Annotated in this window: 19 protein-coding genes, 1 tRNA gene and 1 riboswitch; of the genes, 13 read left to right on the top strand and 7 right to left on the bottom strand. The window is 26.5% G+C overall.

Annotated features, from left to right (window positions below):
• Positions 1 to 68 precede the first annotated feature (68 nt).
• Positions 69 to 143 (top strand) — tRNA-Asn (locus ABDZ71_RS09545).
• Positions 144 to 205: 62 nt separating this feature from the next.
• On the opposite strand, the gene ABDZ71_RS09540 is transcribed toward ABDZ71_RS09545, so the two are convergent.
• On the bottom strand, positions 206 to 1,189 hold the full coding sequence (locus ABDZ71_RS09540; RefSeq protein WP_343761077.1) for a ComEC/Rec2 family competence protein: 984 nt from the start codon (positions 1,187 to 1,189) through the stop codon (positions 206 to 208).
• Positions 1,190 to 1,560: 371 nt separating this feature from the next.
• Here ABDZ71_RS09540 and ABDZ71_RS09535 point away from each other — a divergent pair, with 371 nt between their 5' ends.
• From ABDZ71_RS09535 to ABDZ71_RS09505, 7 genes are all read left to right on the top strand, one after another.
• Positions 1,561 to 2,277, top strand: coding sequence for a lysophospholipid acyltransferase family protein (locus ABDZ71_RS09535; protein WP_343761075.1), 717 nt, complete (start codon positions 1,561 to 1,563; stop codon positions 2,275 to 2,277).
• A gap of 475 nt (positions 2,278 to 2,752) precedes the next feature.
• A complete protein-coding gene (locus ABDZ71_RS09530; RefSeq protein WP_343761073.1) occupies positions 2,753 to 4,114 on the top strand; it encodes a beta/alpha barrel domain-containing protein in 1,362 nt (453 codons plus the stop codon).
• Positions 4,115 to 4,134: 20 nt separating this feature from the next.
• Positions 4,135 to 6,084: an aconitate hydratase gene (locus tag ABDZ71_RS09525; protein ID WP_425544700.1), complete on the top strand. Its 1,950-nt coding sequence runs from the start codon at positions 4,135 to 4,137 to the stop codon at positions 6,082 to 6,084.
• A 158-nt stretch (positions 6,085 to 6,242) separates the two neighbouring features.
• The gene (locus ABDZ71_RS09520; protein WP_343761071.1) at positions 6,243 to 7,241 is read left to right on the top strand and encodes an isocitrate/isopropylmalate dehydrogenase family protein; all 999 of its coding nucleotides are present in this window, start codon (positions 6,243 to 6,245) and stop codon (positions 7,239 to 7,241) included.
• A 457-nt stretch (positions 7,242 to 7,698) separates the two neighbouring features.
• Positions 7,699 to 8,349: an amino acid ABC transporter permease gene (locus tag ABDZ71_RS09515; RefSeq protein ID WP_343761069.1), complete on the top strand. Its 651-nt coding sequence runs from the start codon at positions 7,699 to 7,701 to the stop codon at positions 8,347 to 8,349.
• A 163-nt stretch (positions 8,350 to 8,512) separates the two neighbouring features.
• On the top strand, positions 8,513 to 9,238 hold the full coding sequence (locus ABDZ71_RS09510; protein WP_343761113.1) for an amino acid ABC transporter ATP-binding protein: 726 nt from the start codon (positions 8,513 to 8,515) through the stop codon (positions 9,236 to 9,238).
• A 55-nt stretch (positions 9,239 to 9,293) separates the two neighbouring features.
• Positions 9,294 to 9,468, top strand: a riboswitch (Lysine riboswitch).
• 131 nt (positions 9,469 to 9,599) lie between these two features.
• On the top strand, positions 9,600 to 11,357 hold the full coding sequence (locus ABDZ71_RS09505) for a Na+/H+ antiporter NhaC family protein (protein ID WP_343761067.1): 1,758 nt from the start codon (positions 9,600 to 9,602) through the stop codon (positions 11,355 to 11,357).
• On the opposite strand, the gene crcB is transcribed toward ABDZ71_RS09505, so the two are convergent.
• The 5 genes from crcB to panB all read right to left on the bottom strand — a co-directional run bounded on the left by crcB (position 11,354) and on the right by panB (position 14,458).
• Positions 11,354 to 11,731, bottom strand: a complete 378-nt coding sequence (gene crcB, locus ABDZ71_RS09500) for a fluoride efflux transporter CrcB (RefSeq protein ID WP_343761065.1) — start codon at positions 11,729 to 11,731, stop codon at positions 11,354 to 11,356. The two genes, ABDZ71_RS09505 and crcB, sit on opposite strands and share 4 nt — an antisense overlap.
• Positions 11,732 to 11,876: 145 nt before the next feature.
• Positions 11,877 to 12,089, bottom strand: coding sequence for a DUF378 domain-containing protein (locus ABDZ71_RS09495; protein WP_343761111.1), 213 nt, complete (start codon positions 12,087 to 12,089; stop codon positions 11,877 to 11,879).
• A gap of 104 nt (positions 12,090 to 12,193) precedes the next feature.
• The gene (panD, locus tag ABDZ71_RS09490; protein WP_343761064.1) at positions 12,194 to 12,577 is read right to left on the bottom strand and encodes an aspartate 1-decarboxylase; all 384 of its coding nucleotides are present in this window, start codon (positions 12,575 to 12,577) and stop codon (positions 12,194 to 12,196) included.
• A 47-nt stretch (positions 12,578 to 12,624) separates the two neighbouring features.
• Entirely contained in the window at positions 12,625 to 13,485 is an 861-nt protein-coding gene (gene panC / locus ABDZ71_RS09485; protein WP_343761062.1) for a pantoate--beta-alanine ligase, read from the bottom strand.
• A gap of 145 nt (positions 13,486 to 13,630) precedes the next feature.
• A complete protein-coding gene (gene panB / locus ABDZ71_RS09480; RefSeq protein WP_343761060.1) occupies positions 13,631 to 14,458 on the bottom strand; it encodes a 3-methyl-2-oxobutanoate hydroxymethyltransferase in 828 nt (275 codons plus the stop codon).
• 701 nt (positions 14,459 to 15,159) lie between these two features.
• Here panB and addB point away from each other — a divergent pair.
• Positions 15,160 to 18,606 carry a helicase-exonuclease AddAB subunit AddB gene (addB, locus tag ABDZ71_RS09475; protein ID WP_343761058.1) on the top strand — a complete coding sequence of 1,149 codons (3,447 nt, stop codon included), beginning with the start codon at positions 15,160 to 15,162 and terminating at the stop codon, positions 18,604 to 18,606.
• 120 nt (positions 18,607 to 18,726) lie between these two features.
• Positions 18,727 to 19,191 carry a COG2426 family protein gene (locus ABDZ71_RS09470; protein WP_343761057.1) on the top strand — a complete coding sequence of 155 codons (465 nt, stop codon included), beginning with the start codon at positions 18,727 to 18,729 and terminating at the stop codon, positions 19,189 to 19,191.
• Positions 19,192 to 19,286: 95 nt separating this feature from the next.
• Here the strand turns inward: ABDZ71_RS09470 and ABDZ71_RS09465 are convergent, their stop codons facing one another.
• Complete coding sequence (locus tag ABDZ71_RS09465) at positions 19,287 to 19,724, bottom strand: hypothetical protein (RefSeq protein WP_343761055.1); 438 nt, start codon at positions 19,722 to 19,724, stop codon at positions 19,287 to 19,289.
• Between the two features lie 263 nt (positions 19,725 to 19,987).
• Between ABDZ71_RS09465 and ABDZ71_RS09460 the strand changes: the two genes are divergently transcribed.
• From ABDZ71_RS09460 to addA, 3 genes are all read left to right on the top strand, one after another.
• Entirely contained in the window at positions 19,988 to 20,647 is a 660-nt protein-coding gene (locus tag ABDZ71_RS09460; protein WP_343761053.1) for an HAD family hydrolase, read from the top strand.
• A 96-nt stretch (positions 20,648 to 20,743) separates the two neighbouring features.
• Positions 20,744 to 21,130, top strand: coding sequence for a bactofilin family protein (locus tag ABDZ71_RS09455; RefSeq protein ID WP_343761052.1), 387 nt, complete (start codon positions 20,744 to 20,746; stop codon positions 21,128 to 21,130).
• Positions 21,131 to 21,495: 365 nt separating this feature from the next.
• On the top strand, positions 21,496 to 25,314 hold the full coding sequence (gene addA / locus ABDZ71_RS09450) for a helicase-exonuclease AddAB subunit AddA (RefSeq protein ID WP_343761050.1): 3,819 nt from the start codon (positions 21,496 to 21,498) through the stop codon (positions 25,312 to 25,314).
• The last annotated feature ends 6 nt before the right edge of the window (positions 25,315 to 25,320 follow it).

The following is a 25,320-nucleotide window of genomic DNA, read 5'->3' as shown; positions in this document are numbered from 1 at the left end:
GCTTCAAAGCGCCGATGGTACTGCAGGGGAAGCCCGGTGGAAGAGTAGGTCGTTGCCAGGTGAAATATTCCGCGATAGCTCAACGGTGGAGCACTCGGCTGTTAACCGATAGGTTGAAGGTTCGAATCCTTTTCGCGGAGCCATTTTATTTTTTGACAAAAATAATTATATAATATAAGAAAAGACTGTTTTATACAGTCTTGTTTTATTTTTTGTATATATTTTTACCATCACTTGTTATTATTATAGTTCCATCTATATCTGTTCTATAAGTTCTTATTTTTCTTTTCTTTAATTTTTTTATTGTTTTTTTACTAGGATGTCCATATCTATTATTTTTACCACAACTAATTATAGCTATTTTAGGAGATAGCTGATCTAAAAAATTGTCACTAGTAGAAGTGCTACTACCATGATGACCTAATTTTAATACATCACATTGTAGATTTTTATATTTATCTAATATTTCATCTTCACTAAGACACTCTGCATCTCCTGTAAATATAAAAATAGAATCTTTATAACAAATTTTTAAAACTGCAGAATAGTTATTAATATTATCATAGGTAGCATTTTTAGGGGCTAGAAATTTTCCATAACAGTTAGGGCCTAAATCTATAGTTTTATCAGAGTTAGCTATATTTATTTTTAATTTTTTTCTTTTTAATGACTTTACCATACTTTTAAAATATGTAGTATTAGAAAGCTTTTTTGGAGCATAAAAATTACTAACAGTATACTTATCTAATATTTTGTCCATATTACCAATGTGATCTTCATGAGGGTGTGTAGCAATTATATAGTCAAATTTTTTTATATTTTCTTTTCTTAAATGAGAGAATATTTTTGAAGAACTTTTTTTAGAACCAGAATCTATAAGTATCTTTTTATTGTTTACTTTAATTAAAATACTATCTCCTTGTCCTACATCTATATAATGAATTTCAATTTTATTAGAATTATTTATAAAACTATTTTTAGAGTAAGTAAATTTTTTGTATTTAAAAAATCCTAATATTGATATTGCAGTAATGATAAATAAAATAATAAAAAATGTTATATTTTGTTTATTATTAAATATTGAGTTACTAGAAGTTTTTCTTGTGTTTTTTAAATTATAAATCTTTTTTGATTTAAATTTAGATAAAGTCTTTAAAATATTTATAGTTTTATATTTTATTTTTAACATAATATATATTTAGACTCCTTATTTATTATAGTTATCTAAATTTATTGCCATATAATACATATTTAATCTTTGTTTACTATAAAATTTAAAAATATATATTTGTATTTTAAAGTTTTATAGTAAAATGAATTGTACTTTGTACTTTGTACTTTGTACTTTGTACTTTGTACTTTGTACTTTGTACTTTGTACTTTGTACTTTGTACTTTAAAAGTTTTTTGTATAGAGTGTTTTATTAGAATCTAAATAAATGCAGCATGTAGAAGATTATTATAAGTAATAAATAAAGTAAAAAGTGGATAAGTTTATGATGTTATATTATAATTATAAAGTAACATAATTATTGAAATACTAGAAGAGGAGAGTAATATTATGAAAACAATATTTTTATATTTAGAGTTCCTTATATATATGTTATTTACAGTTTTTAAAAAAATAAAAGTTGAAAATTTAAGGAAAAAAGGTAAATTAGAAGAGGCAGAAGAGGTTGTAAAATCAAATGTTAAAAATTGGGCTGATTTTATAGTTAAAAAAGTAGGAATAACTATAGAAAAAGAGGGATTAGAGAATATACCAGATGAAGCTTGTGTTTTTGTATCTAATCATCAAAGTTTTTTTGATATACCAGTTATAATTTCTGGTTTAGAAAAGCCAGTTGGATTTATTGCTAAAAAAGAAATATTAAAAGCTAAGATTTTAACATATTGGATGAATCAAATTCATTGTGTTTTTATAGATAGAAGTAATATAAGAGAAGCAGTTAAATCTATAAATAAAGGTGTTCAAAATTTAAAAGAAGGACATGATATGCTTATTTTCCCAGAAGGAACTAGAAGTAAAGGAAAAGAAATGGGAGAATTTAAAAAAGGAAGTATGAAATTAGCAACAAAATCAAAAGCTCCGATTGTTCCTATAGCTATAGAAGGTACATATAAAGCTAGAGAAGCTAATGAAGGCAATAAGATAAAGCCAGCAAAGGTAAAATTAATTGTATGTCCTCCTATATATTCTGATGATCTTACAAAAGAACAGAAAAGTAATTTAGCAGATTATATAAAAGAGATAATAGAAAAAGCTAAAGAAAAATAAAATATATAAAATAATATTAGAGCATGGAAAATTTATTATAATTTTCCGTGCTTTTTTATAGGCAGGATTTATTTTATAAAAAGAGAAAAAAATTTATCATGGTAAAGGGCTAAATACAGCTATTTATAGGCTTACGTATAGATGATTATGCAAGATTAGTTAAAAATCTATCAATTGTATGATAGTTGTTCAAAATTACATAAATGCAAGATTATCAAAAAAACTTTCAAAAAAACCAAAAAAGTATTTGATTTAAAATTACTCTAGTGTTAGAATATGAATTGTAAAGAAATAAGATTGCATTAGAAAATAACTAGCATTATATTGATACAACTAATGAAATATATATGAATGAGTTTAAATGTAGTTAACATATAGGACAATTAGATATGCAAGAATTTATATAAATTATTCAAATTATGCAATATAACTTGTAAAATATTAGTGGAATTAGATTAAAATAAAGGGGGAAAATATGATGGAAAAGCTAGTTGAGTCTTCATATAAGCATGTTTTACAAAATATAAATAAACCTAATCTGTATAAAGATTTATTTCCTTATGATGAAATACCAAAAATTACTTTTAATGATATACAAGTACCTATGGGTCTTCCAAAAGATATTTGGATAACAGATACAACTTTTAGAGATGGACAGCAATCTATGCCTCCATATACAGCTGAGCAAATAATAAAAATATATGATTATCTAAATAAGTTAGATAATAATTCAGGTATTATAAGACAGACTGAGTTTTTCTTATATTCTGATAAAGATAGAAAAGCAGCAGAAGTTTGTATGGAAAGGGGTTACGATTTTCCAGAGGTAACTTCATGGATAAGAGCTAACAAAAAAGATTTTGAACTTGTTAAAAAAATGGGTATAAAAGAAACTGGAATGCTTATGTCTTGTTCAGATTATCATATTTTTAGAAAATTAAATAAATCCAGAGAAGAAGCTATGAAGATGTATTTATCATTGGTAGAAGAAGCTCTTTCTAATGGCATAGTTCCAAGATGTCACCTAGAAGATATAACTAGAGCAGATTTTTATGGATTTGTAGTTCCTTTTGTAAATAAGCTAATGGAAATGTCTAAACAATCTGGAATACAAGTTAAGATTAGAGCCTGTGATACTTTAGGTTTAGGAGTTCCATATTCTGGAGCATCACTTCCAAGAAGTGTTCAATCTATAATACATGGGCTTAAATATTGTTGTAATGTTCCATCAGAAGCTATTGAGTGGCATGGACATAATGATTTTTATGGTGTAGTAAATAATGCTACAACAGCTTGGTTATATGGATGTTCTTCTATTAATACTTCACTTTTAGGAATTGGAGAGAGAACAGGAAATTGTCCTTTAGAAGCTATGCTTGTAGAGTATGGTCAATTAACAGGAAATACTAAGAATATGAACTTACAATTGATAACTGAGATAGCTGAGTACTTTAAAAAAGAAATGAAATATGATGTTCCTCCAAGAACTCCTTTTGTAGGAAGTCAATTTAATGTTACAAGAGCAGGAATACATGCTGATGGAATATTAAAAGATGAGGAAATTTATAATATATTTAATACAGATAAAATATTAAACAGACCTGTTGTAGTTGCAGTGAATCAATATTCAGGATTAGCAGGAATAGCAGCTTGGATAAATACGTATTTTAGATTAAAAGATGAAGATAAAATAGATAAAAAAGATGAAAGAATTTTACCTATAAAAGAATGGGTAGATAACCAATATAAAAATGGTAGAAATACAATAATAGGAAATAATGAATTAGAACTTATAGTAAGGCAAGTTATTCCTGAAATATTTCAAATAGCTAGCTAGAAGTTCAATTATAAAATAATATGTATAGAAAAAAGATTGGAGGACTAAAGTTGGGTTTAAATGTAGCACAAAAAATAATAAAATCTCATTTAGTTAAAGGAAATATGGTTCCTGGAGAGGAAATTGCAATAAAGATAGATCAAACGTTAACTCAAGATTCTACAGGCACTATGGCCTATCTTCAATTTGAGGCTTTAGGGGTAGATAAAGTTAAAACTAAAAAATCAGTAGCATATATAGATCATAATATACTTCAAACTGGTCCAGAAAATGCAGATGACCATATGTATATTCAAACAGTAGCTAAAAAACATGGAATTTATTTTTCAAAACCTGGTAATGGAATATGTCATCAAGTTAATTTAGAAAGATTTGGAATACCAGGTAACACACTTTTAGGATCAGATAGTCATACTCCAACAGCTGGCGGAATAGGAATGCTCGCTATAGGGGCCGGTGGATTAGACGTAGCTGTAGCTATGGGCGGTGGAGAGTATTATATAAATATGCCTAAAGTAGTTAAAGTTAATTTAAAAGGAAAATTAAAACCATGGGTATCTGCTAAAGATGTTATATTAGAAGTTTTAAGAAAATTAACTGTTAAAGGTGGAGTTGAAAAAGTATTTGAGTATGTGGGAGAAGGTGTAAAGACTCTTACAGTACCAGAAAGAGCTACTATAACTAATATGGGAGCAGAACTTGGAGCAACTACTTCTATATTCCCAGCGGATGAAACTACATTAGAGTTTTTAAAAGCACAAGGAAGAGAAGAAGATTTTAGTTTATTAGTTCCAGATGAAGATGCAACTTATGATGAAGAAGTAGAAATAGATTTGACTTCTTTAAAACCTTTAGCAGCTTGCCCTCATAGTCCGGATAATGTTGTTCCAGTATCAGAACTTAAAGATATAAAAGTAAATCAAGTTGCTATAGGAAGTTGTACTAATTCTTCTTATGTAGATTTGTTAAGAACTTCAATGATTTTAAAAGGAAAAACTATAAAGGAAGATGTGTCTTTAGTAATAGCACCAGGGTCAAAACAAGTATTAAATATGTTAGCTAATAATGGAGCATTATCAGATTTAGTTGCATCAGGAGCTAGAATATTAGAATGTGCTTGTGGTCCTTGTATAGGAATGGGACAATCACCTTGTACAGATGCAGTATCCCTTAGAACTTTTAATAGAAACTTTGAAGGAAGATCAGGAACTAGATCTGCTAATGTATATTTAGTAAGTCCAGAAGTTGCAGCGGCATCAGCTTTAACAGGACATATAACAGATCCTTCAGAATTAGATGGCTTTCCAGAAATTAAAATGCCAAAAGAATTTTTAATAAATGATAACTTAATAGTTGATCCAGCAGAGGATGGCAAAGATGTTGAAGTAGTTAGAGGACCAAATATAAAACCATTTCCTAAAGCTGATTCTTTAAAAGAAAAAGTTAGTGGAAAAGTTTTAACTAAAGTTATAGATAATATTACAACAGATCACATTATGCCTTCTAATGCTAAACTTTTACCTTATAGATCTAATATTCCTCATTTAGCTAATTTCTGTTTAACACCTTGTGATGAAAAATTCCCAGAAAAAGCTAAGAAATATAATGGTGGATTTATAATAGGTGGTACTAATTATGGGCAAGGTTCAAGTAGAGAACATGCAGCATTAGTTCCTCTTTATTTAGGGGTAAAGGCAGTAATTGCAAAATCTTTTGCAAGGATTCATAAAGCTAATCTTGTAAATAATGGAATTATGCCTTTAGAATTTAAAAACGAAAAAGATTATGATGATATAGATTCTTTAGATGATTTAGTAATAGAAAATGCAGTAGAACAAGTAAAATCAGGGATTGTAATAGTTAAAAATGTTACTAAAGGAAAAGAATATATAACAACAATAGATATTACTGAAAGACAAAAAGATATGATTTTAGAAGGTGGTCTTTTAAATTTAATGAAAAATAGATAATTACTAAAAGGGATTATTTTAAAATAAAAACAGAGTGTAACTAATAAATTCTTTTAAAGAATCAAATATTTACAAAGTGTAATTAATAAATTCTTTTAAAAACTTATATATTTTAATAAATTATTTTAAAGGATCAGTTTAATATTGGAGGGAATAAAATGACACATAATATAACACTAATACCTGGAGATGGAATAGGACCAGAAGTTACAAATTCCGCAAAATCTGTAATAGAAGCCTCAGGAGTAAAAGTTAATTGGGATATTGTAGAAGCAGGAGCAGCTGTAATAGATAAATATGGAACTCCACTTCCAGAAAGTGTTTTAGAAAGTATAAAGAAAAATAAAGTAGCTCTAAAAGGTCCCGTTACAACTCCAGTAGGATCTGGGTTTAGAAGTATTAATGTAGCCCTTAGAAAAAAATTGAATTTGTATGCTAATATAAGACCGGTAAAAACATACAAAGGAGTTCCTTCAAGATATGAAGATGTAAATTTAATAATAGTTAGAGAAAATACAGAAGATTTGTATGCAGGAATAGAACATATGGTAAGCTCTGATATAGCAGAAAGTATAAAAGTTATAAGCAAAAAAGCAAGTACTAGAATTGTGGAGTTTGCATTTGATTTAGCTAAAAAACAAAACAGAGAAAAGGTAACTGCAGTTCATAAAGCAAATATAATGAAATTATCTGATGGATTGTTTTTAAAATGTGCTAGAGATGTAGCTAAGAATAATAAAGATATAAATTTTGAAGATGTAATAGTTGATGCTATGAGTATGAAACTTGTTTTAAATCCTAAAGATTTTGATGTGTTAGTTATGCCTAATTTATATGGAGATATTTTATCTGATATGGCGGCAGGATTAGTTGGAGGATTAGGATTTTTACCAGGAGCTAATATAGGAAAAGATGCAGCGGTATTTGAACCTGCTCATGGATCAGCACCAGATATTGCAGGAGAAGGTAAAGCTAATCCTACAGCAGCAATTTTAACTGCTGCTTTGATGCTTAAGTATATAGGTGAAATAGAAGCTGCTAATAAAATAGAAAAGGCTATAGAAAAAGTATTAGAAGATAAAAAATGTGTTACAGGAGATTTAGGTGGAAAGGCATCTACTTTAGAATTTACAGAAGCTGTAATAAGAGAGATGTAGTTTCAACTTATAAGATAGTTTAAGTAGAAATTTAAAATAATAGCAAAAGCATGTATATATAAATATAAATTTATGTATATATGCTTTTATTTTTATATAATAAAATATACATTGAATTTATTAGATGTTTTTTATGTATAATATGCTGGTATTATGCATGAAAATAAATTTTTAATATATTATATTTATTTTTTAAAATAAATTTTATGTTGACAAAACCCTTTTGTAAAGGAGATTTAAGGGGAAAATATAAAATTAACTTTATTTAAATACCAAAAAATGTATTGCATAATTATAATAAAAAATATATAATTATAAATAGTTAGAGTGATAAAAATTTTTTTATATAAAGTAATAAAATAGAAAAAAGTTAATTTTTAAAGGGACTATTATTAAATATAAATTTAGATTATTTTTTTTATTTTACATATTAATTTTTCAAAAGAGGTGACATTTGATGGATACTCAAATTATGATAAAAACTCTTCCAATATTATTAAAGGGAAGTTTAATGACTATAGAATTAACTGTATCTACGTTAATTATAGGAAGTATTTTAGGTATAGTATTAGCACTTTTTAAATTATCAAAGATAGCTCCAGTAAGAATTTTTGGAAATTTTTATACATGGATATTTAGAGGAACACCATTGTTATTACAGTTGTTTTTCTTTTACTATGGTCTTCCTTTTATAGGGATAGAATTAATACCATTTACAGCGGCTATTTTAAGTTTAAGTTTAAATTGTGGTGCATATATGGCTGAAATTATAAGAGGTGGAATTCAATCAGTAGATAAAGGACAGTTTGAAGCTTCCAAAACCTTAGGACTTTCATATAAAGATACAATGTTTAAGGTAATATTGCCTCAAACATTTAAACTTATAATTCCTCCAGTAGGAAATGAATTTATAGCTATATTAAAAGATACATCTTTAGTATCAACTATTTCTATGGTTGAGCTTATGAGAACAGCTCAGCAAATGTATTCTACAACTTTTAAACCTATAGAAATATTTATGTTAGCAGGTATATTATATCTTTTACTTACTACAATATTTACATCTGCATTTTCTATATTTGAAAAAAGATTAGCAGTATATGATTAAATTTTGTAGATATTAAAAAATGATTTGACACTTTAGCATGATAAAGTTACAATATATATATATTAATATTGTATGTTATTCCTATTTGGAGAGGAGAATTTTTATGGAAAGTTGTTGTAAAGCTCAAGAATATTCTAATGCAAACTATGAGAATGTTCCTGTTATGATAGAAACTAAAGATATATCTAAAAAATTTGGAGATTTAGAAGTATTTAATGATTTAAGTGTAAAAGTTAAAAAAGGAGAAGTTCTTGTAATTATAGGACCTTCAGGATCTGGTAAAAGTACTTTTTTAAGATGCTTAAATAATTTAGAACAAATAAATAGTGGTGAAATAATAATAGAAGATGAAAAATTTAATTTAAAAGATAAAAAACTTATGAAAAGAATAACTACAAAAATGGGGATGGTTTTTCAAAACTTTAATTTGTTTCCTCATATGACAGTTATGAATAATGTTATGATAGGACCTACTATTTCTAAAAAAGAAAATAAAGGGGAAGTTAAAGAAAGAGCAAAAAAGCTGCTTAAAAAAGTAGGATTAGAAGATAAAATGGATTACTATCCTTCAAAGCTATCAGGAGGCCAAAAACAAAGGGTTGCTATTGCTAGAGCTCTTGCTATGAATCCAGATATAATGTTATTTGATGAACCTACATCTGCACTAGATCCAGAACTTGTAGGAGAAGTTTTAGGAGTAATGAAAGATTTAGCAAAAGAAGGAATGACAATGGTTGTAGTTACTCATGAAATGGGATTTGCAAAGGAAGTTGCAGATAGAGTTATATTTATGGATGGCGGAAAAATTGTAGAAGAAGGGCATCCTAGTGAAGTATTTAACTCTCCTAAAGAAGAAAGGACAAAAGCTTTTTTAAATAAAGTAGTTTAGATTCTTTCTCTTGACTAATTATTATATAGATATTATAATGAATTAAAAGTGAATAATAAAGGATAGAGGAGCAACATTAATAAGTACTTTTATGGAGGTAAGCACTTAGAAGTTAAAGGAAAGGTAATGCTGCCGAAGGATTCAGTGGACGCTTTAAAGCTGTATGCCTGGATTTGCATAGAATATATGCAAAACTGTCACAATGTATTTTGTGGAGAGCTATCATTCAAAAAAACATATTTTAGTATTTAAATGCTATTTATTATGCCTTGAGTGAGTAAGCTTAAGGCTTTTTTGTTTTGATGATGGTTTTCCTCCTGGGATTCACTTAGTTTTAAGATAATGAAAGAGGAGGAAAAAAATGAAAAGAAGAAGAACTTATATTTTAATATTATCGTTAATGCTTGTCTTAATAGCATCTACTACGGCTTTAGCCGCAGATCTTGATCCTAAAGTAGTGCAAGCTAATGCAAATAGACTAGGTGTGTGGACTATTTTACCACCAGTTATTGCAATAGTACTTGCTTTTATAACTAAAAATGTAGTTATCTCATTAACTATAGGGGTAATTTCTGGATCGTTTTTAATTCAAATTGGTGGAACTAACATATTTATGGCAATATTTAATTCTTTCTTAGATTTAGTAAGTAGAATACTTGGATCTTTAGCAGACCCATGGAATGCAGGTATAATACTTCAATGTATGGTTATTGGAGGACTTATAGCATTAGTTTCCAAAATGGGAGGGGCTAAGGCTGTTGCTGAATCTTTAGCTAAAAAAGCTAAAACACCAAGAAGTACTCAAATAATTACTTGGCTTTTAGGGTTATTTGTATTCTTTGATGATTATGCTAACTCACTTATAGTAGGACCTATAATGAGACCAGTTGCTGATAAGATGAAAATATCAAGAGAAAAATTATCTTTCATAGTAGATGCTACAGCAGCTCCAATAGCAGGTATAGCCCTTGTATCTACTTGGGTTGGTTATGAAATAAGCTTAATTAAAGATGCTTATACTAGTATAGGTGAAAGTACAAATGCATATGGATTATTTTTATCAACAATTCCATATAGATTTTATAATATATTAATATTAGTATTCATAGTTGCAATAGCTTATTTTGGAAAAGATTTTGGACCAATGCTTAAAGCAGAAAGAAGAGCAAGACTTACAGGAAAATTAATGGATGATACAGCAAAACCTATGGCATCTACTGAAAGTACAGAACTTGAACCTAAAGAAGGAATGAAACTAAGTGTTTGGAATGCTATAATACCTATAGGAATATTGATTATAGCTGCATTCGCAGGATTTTATTATAATGGATACAATGCAATAATGGGTGGGGAAGATAAGGCATTAATAGCATTACTTCAAAGTTCACCTTACTCACTTGCCTCTATAAGAGAAACCTTTGGAGCTTCAGATGCCAGTGTAGTTTTATTCCAAGCAGCATTACTTGCTAGTATAGTAGCTATGATAATGGGAGTATCTAAAGGAGCTTTCAAAGTAAATGAAGCTATAGATACTTGGGTTACAGGAATGAAATCATTAGTTATAACAGGTGTTATTCTTTTACTTGCATGGTCTTTAAGTGGAGTTATAAAAGAACTTGGAACAGCTAAATTCTTAGTATCTATTTTATCAAATTCTATACCTCAGTTTTTACTTCCAAGTATAATATTTATCTTTGGTGCAGTAATATCTTTTGCTACAGGTACATCTTATGGAACAATGGGTATATTGATGCCACTTACAATACCTCTTGCACATGCTATATCACCAGAGTATTCTTATGTTGTTATGAATGCCAGTGCTGTTTTAACAGGAGCTATATTTGGAGATCACTGTTCACCTATATCAGACACTACTATAATGTCATCTATGGGATCTGCTTGTGATCATTTGCATCATGTATCTACACAAATGGTATATGCTTTAACTGTTGCAGGATGTGCAATACTATTTGGATATATACCAGTAGGTTTAGGATTACCTATATATATAGTTCTTCCAGTATCTATCGTTTTACTAATTTGTGTTGTTAATTTTGTAGGAAAAAGAAACGATGTAGAAGAAAATCAAACAGAATCTAAAATAGAAGCTGCTAGTTAAAATATTTTAGATACAAAATTTTCGCCTAAAAATACTCCAAGAAAACTTAGAGATAAATTTAAAGCTATATTAATAAGAGTAAGTTTATAGGAGCCTTTTTCCATCAAAGTTATAGTTTCTAAACTGAAAGTGGAAAATGTTGTTAAACCTCCCATAAGACCAGTAGTTAAAAATAGCTTTAGATTATAAGATATATTATGATTTCTTATGCTTAAAGATATTATAAATCCTATAAAAAATCCACCTAAAATATTTGAGATTAGTGTACCTAAAGGAATAGGATTAGATAAATTTTTAGAAGTTAAGTAAGTTAATAAATATCTTATAATAGCACCAAGAAATCCACCTAATCCAACATAAAGTATTTTGGACATTTTAAGACTTCCTTCCTTATATTGGTATAATATTATTATATCACTAAGATTCAAGTCTTTGAGTCTAAAATTTTATTAATAAATTATTATTAAAATAATGGTATATAAATAACAAAAGCAGTGCTAAAAGGCACTGCTTTTATTATTATCTATCAGTTTCACGTGGTTCTCTATCTCTACCAAAGAAAGAGAATGCATATAAACCAGCTATTCCAACAAGGGCATATACAACTCTTGAGAATGCTGACATGTCTCCAAATAAACTTGCAACTAAATCAAATCTAAAGAATCCGATAAGACCCCAATTTATAGCACCAATAACTACTAATATGAGGGCAATAATATCTAATGTTTTCATATTTACATCTCCTTTTATAATAGTGTACATTTTTATTATTTACAAAAATCCATAAAATATAAGTGTAAAATGAAAACATATTGGTAAATAAGAAAAAATTGCAATTATTTTACTTCTCCATGTCTCTCATAATGAGTTATTTCTTTAATTTTATTTGATTCATCTACAAATAAAACTACTGGATTATATTTTTTAGCTTCTTCTTTTGTCATTTGGCAATAGCACATAATTATTATTTTATCATTAGGTTGTACTAAACGAGCGGCAGCACCATTTAAACAGATAGTTCCACTATTTTTATCACCAGCTATAACGTAAGTTTCTAATCTATTTCCGTTATCTATATCAACTATTTGGACTTTTTCATATTCCATTATATTAGCTTTTTCCATAAGATTTCTATCTATTGTAATACTACCTACATAATTTAATTTAGCTTCAGTTATTGTAGCTCTATGAATTTTAGATTTTAACATATTTAATTCCATATAAATTACCTCCAGAATTGCAAAATTTATTTTAGCATACTGATTAATTATTTCACTTGTTTTATTTTAAATGTAAAATTATCTATTAATCTAACTTTATTATTTATATATACTGCAATAGCAACTAGAATTGGGTCTTCTATTTTATACACAGGTTGAAGTGTTAAACTATCAACAATTTCTATATAATCAATTGTAGCTAAAGGTTCTTTTTCTATATTGTTTTTTATTAATTTCTTTACTTTAGATAGATCTTTTTCACCAGATTCTAATAGATTATGAGCGGATTTTAAGCTTTTATTTAAAACTAAAGCAGCTTGTCTTCCTTTATTATCTAAATAGGTATTTCTTGAACTTTTAGCAAGACCATCTTTTTCTCTTATAATAGGACATCCTATTATTTCTATATCAAAATTTAAATCTTTTACCATTCTTTTAATCACTGCTAGTTGTTGAGCATCTTTTTCACCAAAATAAGCTTTATCAGGACTTAATATATTAAAAAATTTTGTTATTACAGTACAAACACCTTGAAAATGTCCTGGTCTAGAAAATCCACAAAGCTTATTAGTTAATGTATCTACATTTACATGAGTGTAATTTTTATCACCATACATAGTCTTAGGGCTTGGATTAAATATTAAAGAAGCTCCATTTTCCCTGCAAATTTTAGAGTCATGATCTATATCTCTTGGATAGTCAGAATAATCTTCTGTAGGACCAAATTGAAGAGGATTTACAAATACAGAAACAATTACTTTGTCATTTTCCTTTGATGCTGTTTTTATTAAAGAAGCATGTCCTTCATGTAAAAATCCCATAGTAGGAACAAAGCCTATAGATAATCCTTCTTTTTTCCATTTTTTAATTTGTTCTTTTATATCATATATTTCATGTATTATTTTCATATATATAGCCACCTTTTGTGATTTCATTAAGTTTATAAAATTCAATTATGGTAATCATTTATTGATATTTTATGATTTAAATAATTATAAAAATTAAGTATAGAATTTAAATCAAATTTCTTAACATATCTTATAAATGAATCATTTAATATAATTTTTCTATTATACTATCATCTATTTTAAAGGAATGTTTTTCTTCTGGAAAAGATGATTCCTTTACTTCCTTTATATAATCTTTAACACCTTTATTTATATCAGAACCTATATTAGCAAAAGATTTTACAAATTTGGGTTTAAAATCTGAGAACATAGAAAGCATATCTTGATATACTAGTATTTGGCCGTCACAATACTTACCAGCACCAATTCCTATAGTTGGAATAGATATAGATTCTGTTATTATTTTTGCTAATTTATAAGGTACACATTCAAGAACTATAGAAAATGCTCCAGCTTCTTCTAATTTTTTAGCATCTTCTATTAATTTTTTTGCTATTTCTTCACTTTTACCTTGAACTTTAAATCCACCAAACATATTTACTGATTGAGGAGTTAGACCTAAATGTCCCATTACAGGGATTTGAGCATCAACTATAGCTTTAACTTGTTTGCATACAGTAGCTCCTCCTTCTAATTTAACTGCATGAGCACCAGTTTCTTTTATAAGTCTTCCAGCATTTACTGTAGCATCATATATAGATGTTTGATAAGACATAAAAGGCATATCAGAAACTACTAATGCATTCTTAGCTCCTTTAGTTACGGCTTTAGTATGATGAATCATATCTTCCATAGTTACACTTAAAGTATTTTCATAGCCTAGACAAACCATTCCTAAAGAATCCCCAACTAGTATTCCATTAACTCCTGAAGAGTCAATTAATTTTGCCATAGAATAGTCATAGGCTGTAAGCATAGAAATTTTTTCACCTTTGGATTTCATTTCTTTGAAAGTTGAAACGGTATTTTTCATTTTTACTCCTCCCTAAGATATAGATTTATTTTCTATTTTCATAGGATTAAATATAATAAATTTCATGTTACTAAAGATATTTAAATCAATTTATAATTTAAATAAATTTAAAAAGATACATATAAAATTTGATTTATTTAATAATGAAATTAGAATTAGGGTGAGTTATACCAAAGTGTTTCCGAATTGTTTTTATAATTTGCAAAGTGAAATGTTTTAGAAAAAGAAAAGGTATTATATTTTTGATTTGTTAATTTAAGACAAACTAGTTAAGCCCAATTTAGATATGAATTTAAAATTGAGTTTAAAAATACAAACAAACATAATAATTAGATTTTAAATATACTTGTCTCATTCCATAGGATATGAGCAGTTTATAATATTTGATAAAAACAATAAGGTGCAGTTCACTTAGGATACTACCCGAAAATAGTTTAGCACAAATAAATATCTATAACAACGTGTAATACATGTTATAAGAATTATTTTAAAAAGATTAATAATTTCTTTAAGGTAATTTCACCATTATTCTTATAAACTTATACATATTGACTTTACAAGGCACATTCAAATAAATAATTAGTCAGTATGCTAGTTTATTTATATATGTTTTAGAGATAAACTATAAAAGATTATTTTTATAAAGTTTGGTAGAATAGATAATATAATCTACTTAACAGATTTTATGAGGAGAGGATTTTATGAGCTTACGTTTTATATACGGAAGAGCTGGCACAGGAAAAACTAATTATTGCTTAAATGCAATAAAAAAAAGAATAGATGATGAAGTTGAAAGACCCTTAATATTTTTAGTTCCGGAACAATTTTCTTTTGGAGCAGAGAAAAATTTATTGAATATGGTAGGAGAAAAAGGAACTTTAAAAGCAGAAGTTTTAAGTTTTAAAAGAATGGCATATAGAGTATTCAATGAGGTTGGAGGATTAACTTTAACACATATGAATGATTCAGGTAAAAGTATGCTTATATATAATATTATGAAAGATAATACAAAAAAACTTAGAGTATTTAAAAAATCTTCTAAAATGCAAGGATTTGTAACTAAAGTATCTGACTTAATAAGTGAATTTAAAAGATATAATATTACTCCAAAGGAGTTATTTAGTAATATAGATAATATAGAAGAAGATAGTTTGAAAAATAAGATTTATGATTTAGCCCTTATATTTGAGGAGTTTGAAGATAGATTACATAAAAATTATATAGATAGTGATGATGATTTAACATTACTTTATGATAAATTAGATAAATCTAAGAGGTTTGATAATGCTGAAATATGGATAGATGAATTTACAAGTTTTACCCTTCAACAATATGGAATATTAGAAAAATTACTTTCAAAAGCTTATAGAATTAATATAACTTTATGTACAGATTATTTAAATAAAGGTCTTTCTGTAGATAGTACAGATGTTTTTGGAGCTATTAAAGGTACAGAGGATAAATTTATTAAAATAATAGAAGAAAACAATATAAAGTTAGATAAACCTATAGCTTTAAAATGTGATCCCTGTTTTAGATTTAAAGAAAATATTGAGCTTCAACATATGGAAAAAAATTTATTTTCTTATCCTTATAGTGAATTTAAAGGAGAAACTAAAGATATTTCAATCTTTAAATCTTCAAATAAATATACAGAGATAGAAAATACAGCTATAGATATAATAAGGCTTTGTAGAGAAAAAAATTGTAGGTTTAAAGAGATTGCAGTTATAACAGGGGATTTAGAAGGCTATGAAAGCATAGTTAAGGCTATATTTAAAGAGTATAATATACCACATTTTATAGATGAAAAAAGAGAAATTAATAACAATCCTTTAATATTGATTGTTATATCTGCTATAGAAATATTATCTAAAAATTGGAGTTATGAATCAGTCTTTAGATATTTAAAAACAGGTCTCTTAAATATAGATAAAGATTGTCTTAGTTTATTAGAAAATTATGTTTTATACAATGGTATAAGAGGATACAAGTGGATAGAGGATAAAGATTGGGAATATGACATTCCAGATAATTATAATGTAGAAGATGATAAAAAAGAGAAAATTATTAGTTTAATAAATGAGACAAGATATAAAATAGTAAATCCACTTTTAGAGTTTTATAAAGACCTTAAAAAAGATTCTAATGTAAAAGAAATGTGTGAAAGCTTATATAACTTTTTATGTCATATAAAACTTCCAGAAAAAATAGAAGAGTTAATAGAGAATTTTAATGAAAAAAAAGAAATAGAAAAAGTAAATGAATATAATCAGATATGGAATATAATAATAGATGTTTTAGATCAATTAGTAGAAGTTATAGGAGATAAAAAAATAAGTTTAAAAGAGTTTACTAAAATACTTCAAACAGGTTTTTCAGAATATGAGATCGGATTAATTCCTCCAACACTAGATCAAGTTATAGTAGGAAACATAAAAAGATTAAGAAGTCATAATATAAAGGTACTTTATATTGTAGGAGTTAATGATGGTATTTTCCCTCTTCCTGCATTAGATGATGGGATAATAAATGATTCTAATAGAGAATACTTAAGTGAAAAAGGAATGGAAATAGGAAAAGATAGTAAAAGTGTTATTTTTGAAGATCAGTATTTAGTATATTCTACCTTAACTACTCCTAATAAATATTTAAGGTTAAGTTATCCTATATCTACAATAGAAGGAAAGACCCTTAGACCTTCAATTATTATATCTAGATTAAAAAAGATATTTCCAAATATATGTGAAGAAAGTGATATAGTAAATATAAATAATGATAAGGAAGATTTAAAAAACATATCACTGCCAAAGCCTACTTTTGGGAAACTTATTTCTAGACTTAGAAAAGATGTAGATGATAGCAATGTTAATTCTTTATGGGCAGATGTTTATAAATGGTATCATAATAATGAAAAATGGGATAAAAAGTTAGATACTGTTATAAAAGGATTTGAGTATACTAATCAAAGTGAATACATAGATACTAAAAAAATAAGAAAACTTTATGGAAAACATCTTACTGTTAGTGTATCTAGAATTGAAAAATTTTCAAAATGCCCCTTTTCTTATTTTGTACAATATGGATTAAAGGCTAAAGATAGAAAAATATATAATCTTACCTATCCAGATATAGGAATACTTATGCATGGAGTATTAGAAGACTTTTCTAAAAAACTAGAAAATCAGAATCTAACTTGGGATAATTTAGATATGAATTGGGCTGAAAAAGAAATAGATAGATGTATAGAAACCCAATTAGATAAAAATTCTTTAAGTATATTAAATAGTTCTAAAAGATATAAATATATTACTGAAAGTGTAAAGAAAATACTTAGAAGGTCAGTATGGATTATAGGAAAACAAATAAAACAAGGTGAATTTAAACCTAAAAATTATGAAGTATCCTTTGACGTAGAAGGGGATTATCCTCCTATATCTATATCACTTCATTCTGGTGAAAATGTAAATTTAATAGGAAGAATAGATAGAGTAGATTTATTAGAAAAAGATGGAGTATCCTATCTTAGAATAATTGATTATAAGTCTGGTACTAAAGAATTTAAACTTTCAGAAGTTTATTATGGAATACAAATTCAATTGCTTATATATTTAGATGCTATACTTACAGAAATAGAAAATAGACTCCATAAAAAAGCAGAACCAGGGGCAATGCTTTATTTAAAATTAGATGATCCTTTAATCAAAAATTCTAAGGATATGTCAGATGAAGAAATAGAAAAAAATATTATTAAACATATGAAGATGAAAGGATTACTATTAAATGATCCTGATGTAATAAAGGATATGGATAAATTAATTACTGGAATATCTGATATTATACCAGCAATGATGAAAAAAGATGGTAGTATTTCTACTTCAAGGTCTTCAGTAGCAGATGAAAGAGAATTTTATATTTTAAGAAGATATGTAAGAAAAATTATAGTAGAAATCTGTGAGGAAATGTTAGAAGGAAATATAAAAATAAGTCCTTATAAAAATAAAGATGTATCTTCTTGTGATTATTGTATATACTCACCTATTTGTAAATTTGATACTGAAATAAAAGATAACAATTATAATATATTAAATGATAAAAAAGATGGGGAAATATGGACCTTAATGGAAGAAAAAATAAATAAAGATTAGTTCTTAACAATATATTAATTTATAAATTTATAGTAGAAAAATAAAAAAAATTGTGGTATAAATTATGTGATAGATATTTTAATTTTACAGGATACAATATTTAAAATAAAGGAGTTAAGTATGTTACAGCAACTTATATATGTAGCACTTTCGTCAGCAGTGCCATTAACAGAGCAAAGATTAGCTATACCAGTAGCCGTAGGAGCAGGCAGTTTAGATCCTATACATGTATGTATAGCAAGTTATTTAGGAAGTTTGCTTCCAGTTCCATTTGTACTTTTATTTTTTAATGCAATATTTAAATGGATGAAAAAATATAAAGCTTTTGATAAGATTAATATTTTTATAGAAAATAAAATAAGAAAAAATTCAGCAAAAATGGTAAAATACAAAGAATTAGGACTTATAGCTTTTATAGCAATACCACTTCCAACTACAGGAATATGGACAGGCAGTGTAGTAGCTGCAGTTTTAGGATTGGATATTAAAAAATCAATGCTTTGTGCAGCCATAGGTGGGCTTATTTCAGCTGTATTAATAACAGTAATTAGCGTGGTAGTAGGAGCAGCATTCTTTGGAGTTTAGAGTACTATAGTTAAATAATTATATTAAAAAATACAGTAAAATAAAAAATCAGTTTAACAAAAAAATTTATGCCACCCTTTAATGGTGGCATTTTTTTAATAATATCTTCTACGTCTTCTTCTTTTTCTGCGTCTTCTACGTCTTCTCCTTCTTCTAAATCTATCTAAGAGTAAAATTGTAGTTAAATCATATACAGCTCTGCGGCGTCCGTATCTTCTACGACGATAACCACATTTTTCATCATCATCGTCATCCATTTCTTCTAATTGAGATTTTAATTTTTTATAAGTTTCCTTGCATATGGAATCTATATCTTGTTTAGTAGGGCAATACATTTCTCCATGTTTTTTTTCAAGCTTTTCACATTCTGCGTCAACCATTGGACATAATTTAAAATACATTTTAGGATACATAGACTTTAAATCTTGATCATATTTACTTTCATCTTCCTCACGGTCATCATATGGCATAGGGCAAGGATATGGTGGATAAGTACAAGGCATGCAAGGTGGGTACATAGGGTAATAATACATTAAAAAATACCTCCTAGAATTAATAACCAATCTAGGATTATAGTATGCATGCATATTAAGTTTTGTTAATATAAGGTTTTTTCAAATAAACATGTAGTTAGTATGATATTTTTTTATCTAAAATATTAAAACAAATTTTACTTTTATAGGTTTTCTATAATGATATAATCATAAGTAAAAGAAAGAATTTAGAAATTAATTTTATAGTACATATTTTTTTAGGTAACTTAGGAATACTAAGTAAAACTAAGGAGGGTCTTTTAATGATAAAAGCAGTAATTTTTGACATGGATGGAGTAATAGTAAATAGTGAAAAACATCATGCAGATTTAGAAAATAGAATATTTAAAGAATTAGGATTAGAAATTTCAAAAGAAGAACATGAATCTTTTGTAGGTACAGGATCTTACTATATGTGGGGAACATTAAAAGAAAAATATTCTATACCTTTTAAAGTTGAAGAATTAATTAAAAAAAATAGAGATGAATTTTTAGAATATGTATCTAAAGATGGAATGATTGTTCCTATAAATGGGGTAGAGAATATTTTAAAATTTATAAAAGATAAAGGATTAAAAACAGCGGTAGCATCTTCTTCACCTTTAAATTTTATTGAAAAAGTAATGGATACTATAGAAGTTAGAGATTATTTTGAAGAATTAGTAACTGGTGATTACGTAAAAAGAAGTAAACCAGAGCCAGATATATTTTTATATGCAGCGGAGAAATTAGGGGTAAAACCAGAAGAATGTATAGTAATTGAAGATTCTAGAAATGGAGTAATAGCAGCTAAAAAAGCTAATATGAAAGCTATTGGATATAAAGATGAAAATTCTAGAGGACAAAATTTAGATAAAGCAGATATTGTAATAAAATCTTTTAATGATGATGAAATAAGAGATTTTATTATAGATTTAATATAAGGCACATTCAAATAAATAACTAGTCAGTATGCTAGGATATTTGATCTGTTATTTATTTTCATATGCCTAAAATGTAATTTAAAAGAGGGGAAAAGTATGTTTAGTACAAGTAAGAAAAATGTATATCAAGATGATGCAAATACAATAATAGGGGAATCGACAACTATAGAAGGCAATATAGCTTCAGATGAATCTATAAGAGTAGATGGTGATTTAACTGGTAATATAGATTGTAAATCTGATGTTACCATTGGAGAGTTAGGACATGTAACAGGAAATATAAATGGTTCAAATGTTATTGTATCAGGAAAAGTAGAAGGGAATATTGAGTCTTCTGCCTTGACAAAGGTTACAGAAACAGGAAAAGTATTAGGAGATATAGAGACTATAAATTTAGTAGTTGAAGATGGTGGAATTGTAAATGGCAATTGTGCTATGAAAGTAAATGATGTAAAAAGAATAATTGGTCCTATAGAAGAATAAAAATTTTAATATGTTTAAAGAAAATATATAAAAAACCACACACTTATATAATTGGTGTGTGGTTTTTTATATAAATAGATTAAGTATATAGAATCTATTTATAATATATTTTATTCAATAAAAGTAAAGGATATTGTAAATGGACTATGTTAATTAATATAAGTTATTAAGTTATAAAAATAAATTATAAATAGTAGGTACACTAGTTATTTATTAGGATTTTTCTTATGTTAAAATATAAGAAGCAAGGATTTAAGAGAAGTACAATTTTTGAAGATTTCAATGTTTCTTATGTTAAAATATAGGTAAGGTACATTAAAAAACAAATAATTTATTTTAATATAGCTAGCTAAGAGGTGAATATAATGGGAGACACTAAATGGACTAAAGAACAAAATGAGGCTATACATACTGATAACTGTAATCTACTTGTAGCAGCAGGGGCTGGAGCTGGAAAGACTGCTGTTTTAGTAGAAAGAATAATAGATAAAATTTTAAAAAAAGAAGAACCTGTAGATATAGATAAATTATTAATAGTAACTTTTACTAATGCAGCAGCGTCAGAAATGAGAGAAAGAATAGGGGATGCTGTATCTAAAAAATTAGAATTAAATCCAGAATCTAAAGTTTTAAGAAGGCAACTTACACTTTTAAACAAAGCTAATATAATGACAATACATGGCTTTTGTCTTCAAGTAATAAGAAATAATTTTCATAAAATAAATGTAGATCCTAATTTTAGAATAATAGATCAAACTGAAGAAGTTTTAATGAAGCAAGAAGCTATAGAGGATACCTTTGATGAATTATATGAAGAAGAACAGAAGGGTTTTTTAGAATTTGTAGATTCTTATGCTGGTAGAAGTGATATTAATTTACAAAATTTAGTTTTACAATTATATAGATTTGTAAAAAGTTCACCAACTCCTAATGAATGGCTTTTAAATAGTAGTGAAACTTTTAATGTAGAAGAAGATTTTCAGTTTGATAAATCTATTTTTGCAAAAATGGTTATGGATTCTTTAAAAATACAGTTAGAAGGTTTTAAAAATATACTTAAAACAGCTATAGAAAACATATTAAGTGCTAGTGGAATAGACTATTATTATGAACCTTTTAAAAATGATTTGAATTTTATAGAAGAGTTACTTAAACTAGAGAATTTTAAAGAGTTTAGAAATAAAATATTAGATTTTAAATTTGAAAAACTGCCTACTAAGAGAAATAAAGATGCTGATAAACAAATAAAAAAGAGAGTAAAAACTGAAAGAGATAACATAAAGAAAAAATTTACAGAAATAAAAAATAATATTATATCTTATGATAATAAATCAATAATAAATCAATTTAAAACAGTGTATCCTTCTATGAAAATTTTATCTAGTATAGTTATTTTATTTGATGAAAAATATGATGAAAAGAAAAAAGAAAGAGATGTAATTGACTTTAATGATATAGAACACTTAGCTTTAGAAATTTTAACAGACAAAGATTCAGAAAATAAAATAATACCTTCAGATGTTGCTAATTTATATAGGGAAAAATTTGAAGAAGTTTTAATAGATGAATATCAAGATAGTAATTTAGTACAAGAAGTTATAATGAATATGGTATCTAGAGTTAACTGTTATTTTAAGCTAGAAAAAGGGGAACTAGTTTATTTTGAAAATAAAATTGATTTTTCAAAACCTCAAAGGAATATAGATATACCAAATAGATTTATGGTTGGAGATGTAAAACAAAGTATATATAAGTTTAGGCAAGCTAAACCAGAAATATTTTTAGAAAAATATCATAATTATAGGGATAGTAAAGAAAGCAAAAATAGAAGAATAAAATTATTTAAAAATTTTAGAAGTAGAAAAGAAGTAATAGATGGTGTTAACTTTATATTTAAAGAAATAATGTCTAAGAATATAGGAGAATTAGATTATACAGAAGATGAAGAATTAAAAGTAGGAGCAAGTTATGGAGAAGAAATAAAAGGAGAAGCTATAGATATATGTTTAATGGATAAAAGTGAAAAATTAGAAAATAAAAATAGCTTTGATGATGAAAATGAAGTGTTAGACAATATACAATTAGAAGGAAGAATGGCTTCAAAAAAAATAAAAGAACTTTTAAATAGAGAAGTTCCTTTTAAAGTTTTTGATAAAAGATTAGATGCTTATAGAAATATAGAGTATAAGGATATAGTAATACTTTTAAGAACTACTTCAAATTGGGCACCTACCTTTATGGAAGAATTAAATGAAGAGGGGATACCTGTATTTGCAGATACTAATTCTGGATACTTTGAAAGTTCAGAGATAAAAACTATAGTATCATTACTTCAGATTATTGATAATCCAATACAAGATATACCACTACTTTCAGTTATGCGTTCACCTATAGCATCCTTTTCAGACGAAGAATTAATAGATATTAGAATGATAAATAAAAATATACCTTTTTATGAATGTATGAAACTTATATATATATACGTTAATAATGAAGAAATACATGGTTATTATTCTATATATGAAAAAGAAGATTTAGATAAACTTATAAAAAATATTAGTTATGAAACAAAGGAAAAGGTAATAAGATTTATTGATAGATTAAATCTTTTTAAAGATAAATCTTTAAGCATGAATATAGATGAATTTATATGGTATCTATATATAGATACTGGATATTACGGATATGTTGGAGCTCTTCCCGGAGGAGAACAAAGACAAGCAAATTTAAAAATCTTGTTTGAAAGAGCTAAACAGTATGAAAAAACTAGTTATAAAGGATTATTCAACTTTATAAATTTTATAAATAAATTAAAATTAACAAGTGGTGATATGGGAAGCGCTAAAATAATAGGAGAAAACGAAAATGTAGTAAGGATTATGAGTATTCATAAAAGTAAAGGACTTGAATTTCCTGTAGTTATATTAAGTGGAACAGGAAAAAACTTTAATATGACAGATACTAGTGGAAATATAATATTTCATAGAGATTTAGGATATGGTCCAGACTATGTAAATACTGATAGAAGAATATCTTATCCTACTATAATGAAAAACATAATAAAAAACAAAATGAAAATTGAAACTTTATCAGAAGAAATGAGAATATTATATGTAGCACTAACTAGAGCAAAAGAAAAATTAATAATAACTGGAATGACAGGTAACATAGAAAAAAAAGTTGAAAATTGGTGTTTAAGTGCATTAGAAGGTGAAAAGGTACAAGAACATATAATTTTAAATAGCAAATCTTATTTAGATTGGATAGGAGCGGCTGTTTTTAAGCATAAAGATAGTGTGAAAATTAGAGAAGTTTTAGAGTCACCTATAGAGTTATCTCCATTTATAGATGATGACTCTAAGTGGAACATAGAAATATGTAATAAAGATGCACTATTAAATAAAATAGAGAAAGAAGAAAGTGAAGATATAATAGATAAAATTAAATCAAGTATGGTGAATTCAAAAGAGAGTATTTATAAAAAGGATATATATGAAAAGTTGTCTTATGAATATAAATATAAAGATATATCTAAAATACCTGCTAAAATAACTGTTTCAGAAATAAAAAAACAATTTCAAACTATATCAGAAGAAGATTCTTCTACTCCATTTAGAATAGATTCATTAAAAAAACCTAAATTTTTAGAAGATACATCAAAGATAACAGCAGCAGAAAGAGGTACTATAATTCATTTAGTTATGCAACATTTAGATTTAAATAAAGTGGATAGTTATGAAAATATAAAAAATCAAATAGATGAGTTTATAAAAAAAGAATTTATAACAATAAAACAATCAGAAATTATAAGTGTAAGAAAAATATTTAATTTCTTTAAAAGTGATTTAGGTAAAAGAATATTAAAGTCTAATAAAGTTAAAAGAGAAGTACCTTTTTATATTGAAGTTTCAAGTGATGAAATATATGATCAACTTAAAGATAGTATACATGCTAAAGAAGGAGTAATTCTTCAAGGAACAATAGATTGCTATTTTTATGAAAATGGAAATGTCGTTTTATTAGATTATAAAACAGATTATGTAGATGATTTAGAAAAAATAAAAAATAGATATAAAGTTCAAATAAAATATTATGAAAAAGCACTAAAAAAACTTACTGGATGTAAGGTTATAGAAAAATATTTGTACTTATTTCATACAGAAGCAGCTATTGAAATATATTAGGCACAT

Origin of the sequence: Clostridium oceanicum, from assembly GCF_039521385.1 — a bacterium.
Lineage (GTDB): Bacteria > Bacillota > Clostridia > Clostridiales > Clostridiaceae > Clostridium_F > Clostridium_F oceanicum.
The sequence above is the reverse complement of the archived record's forward strand: the minus strand, read 5'-3'. Positions and strand labels throughout refer to the sequence as shown.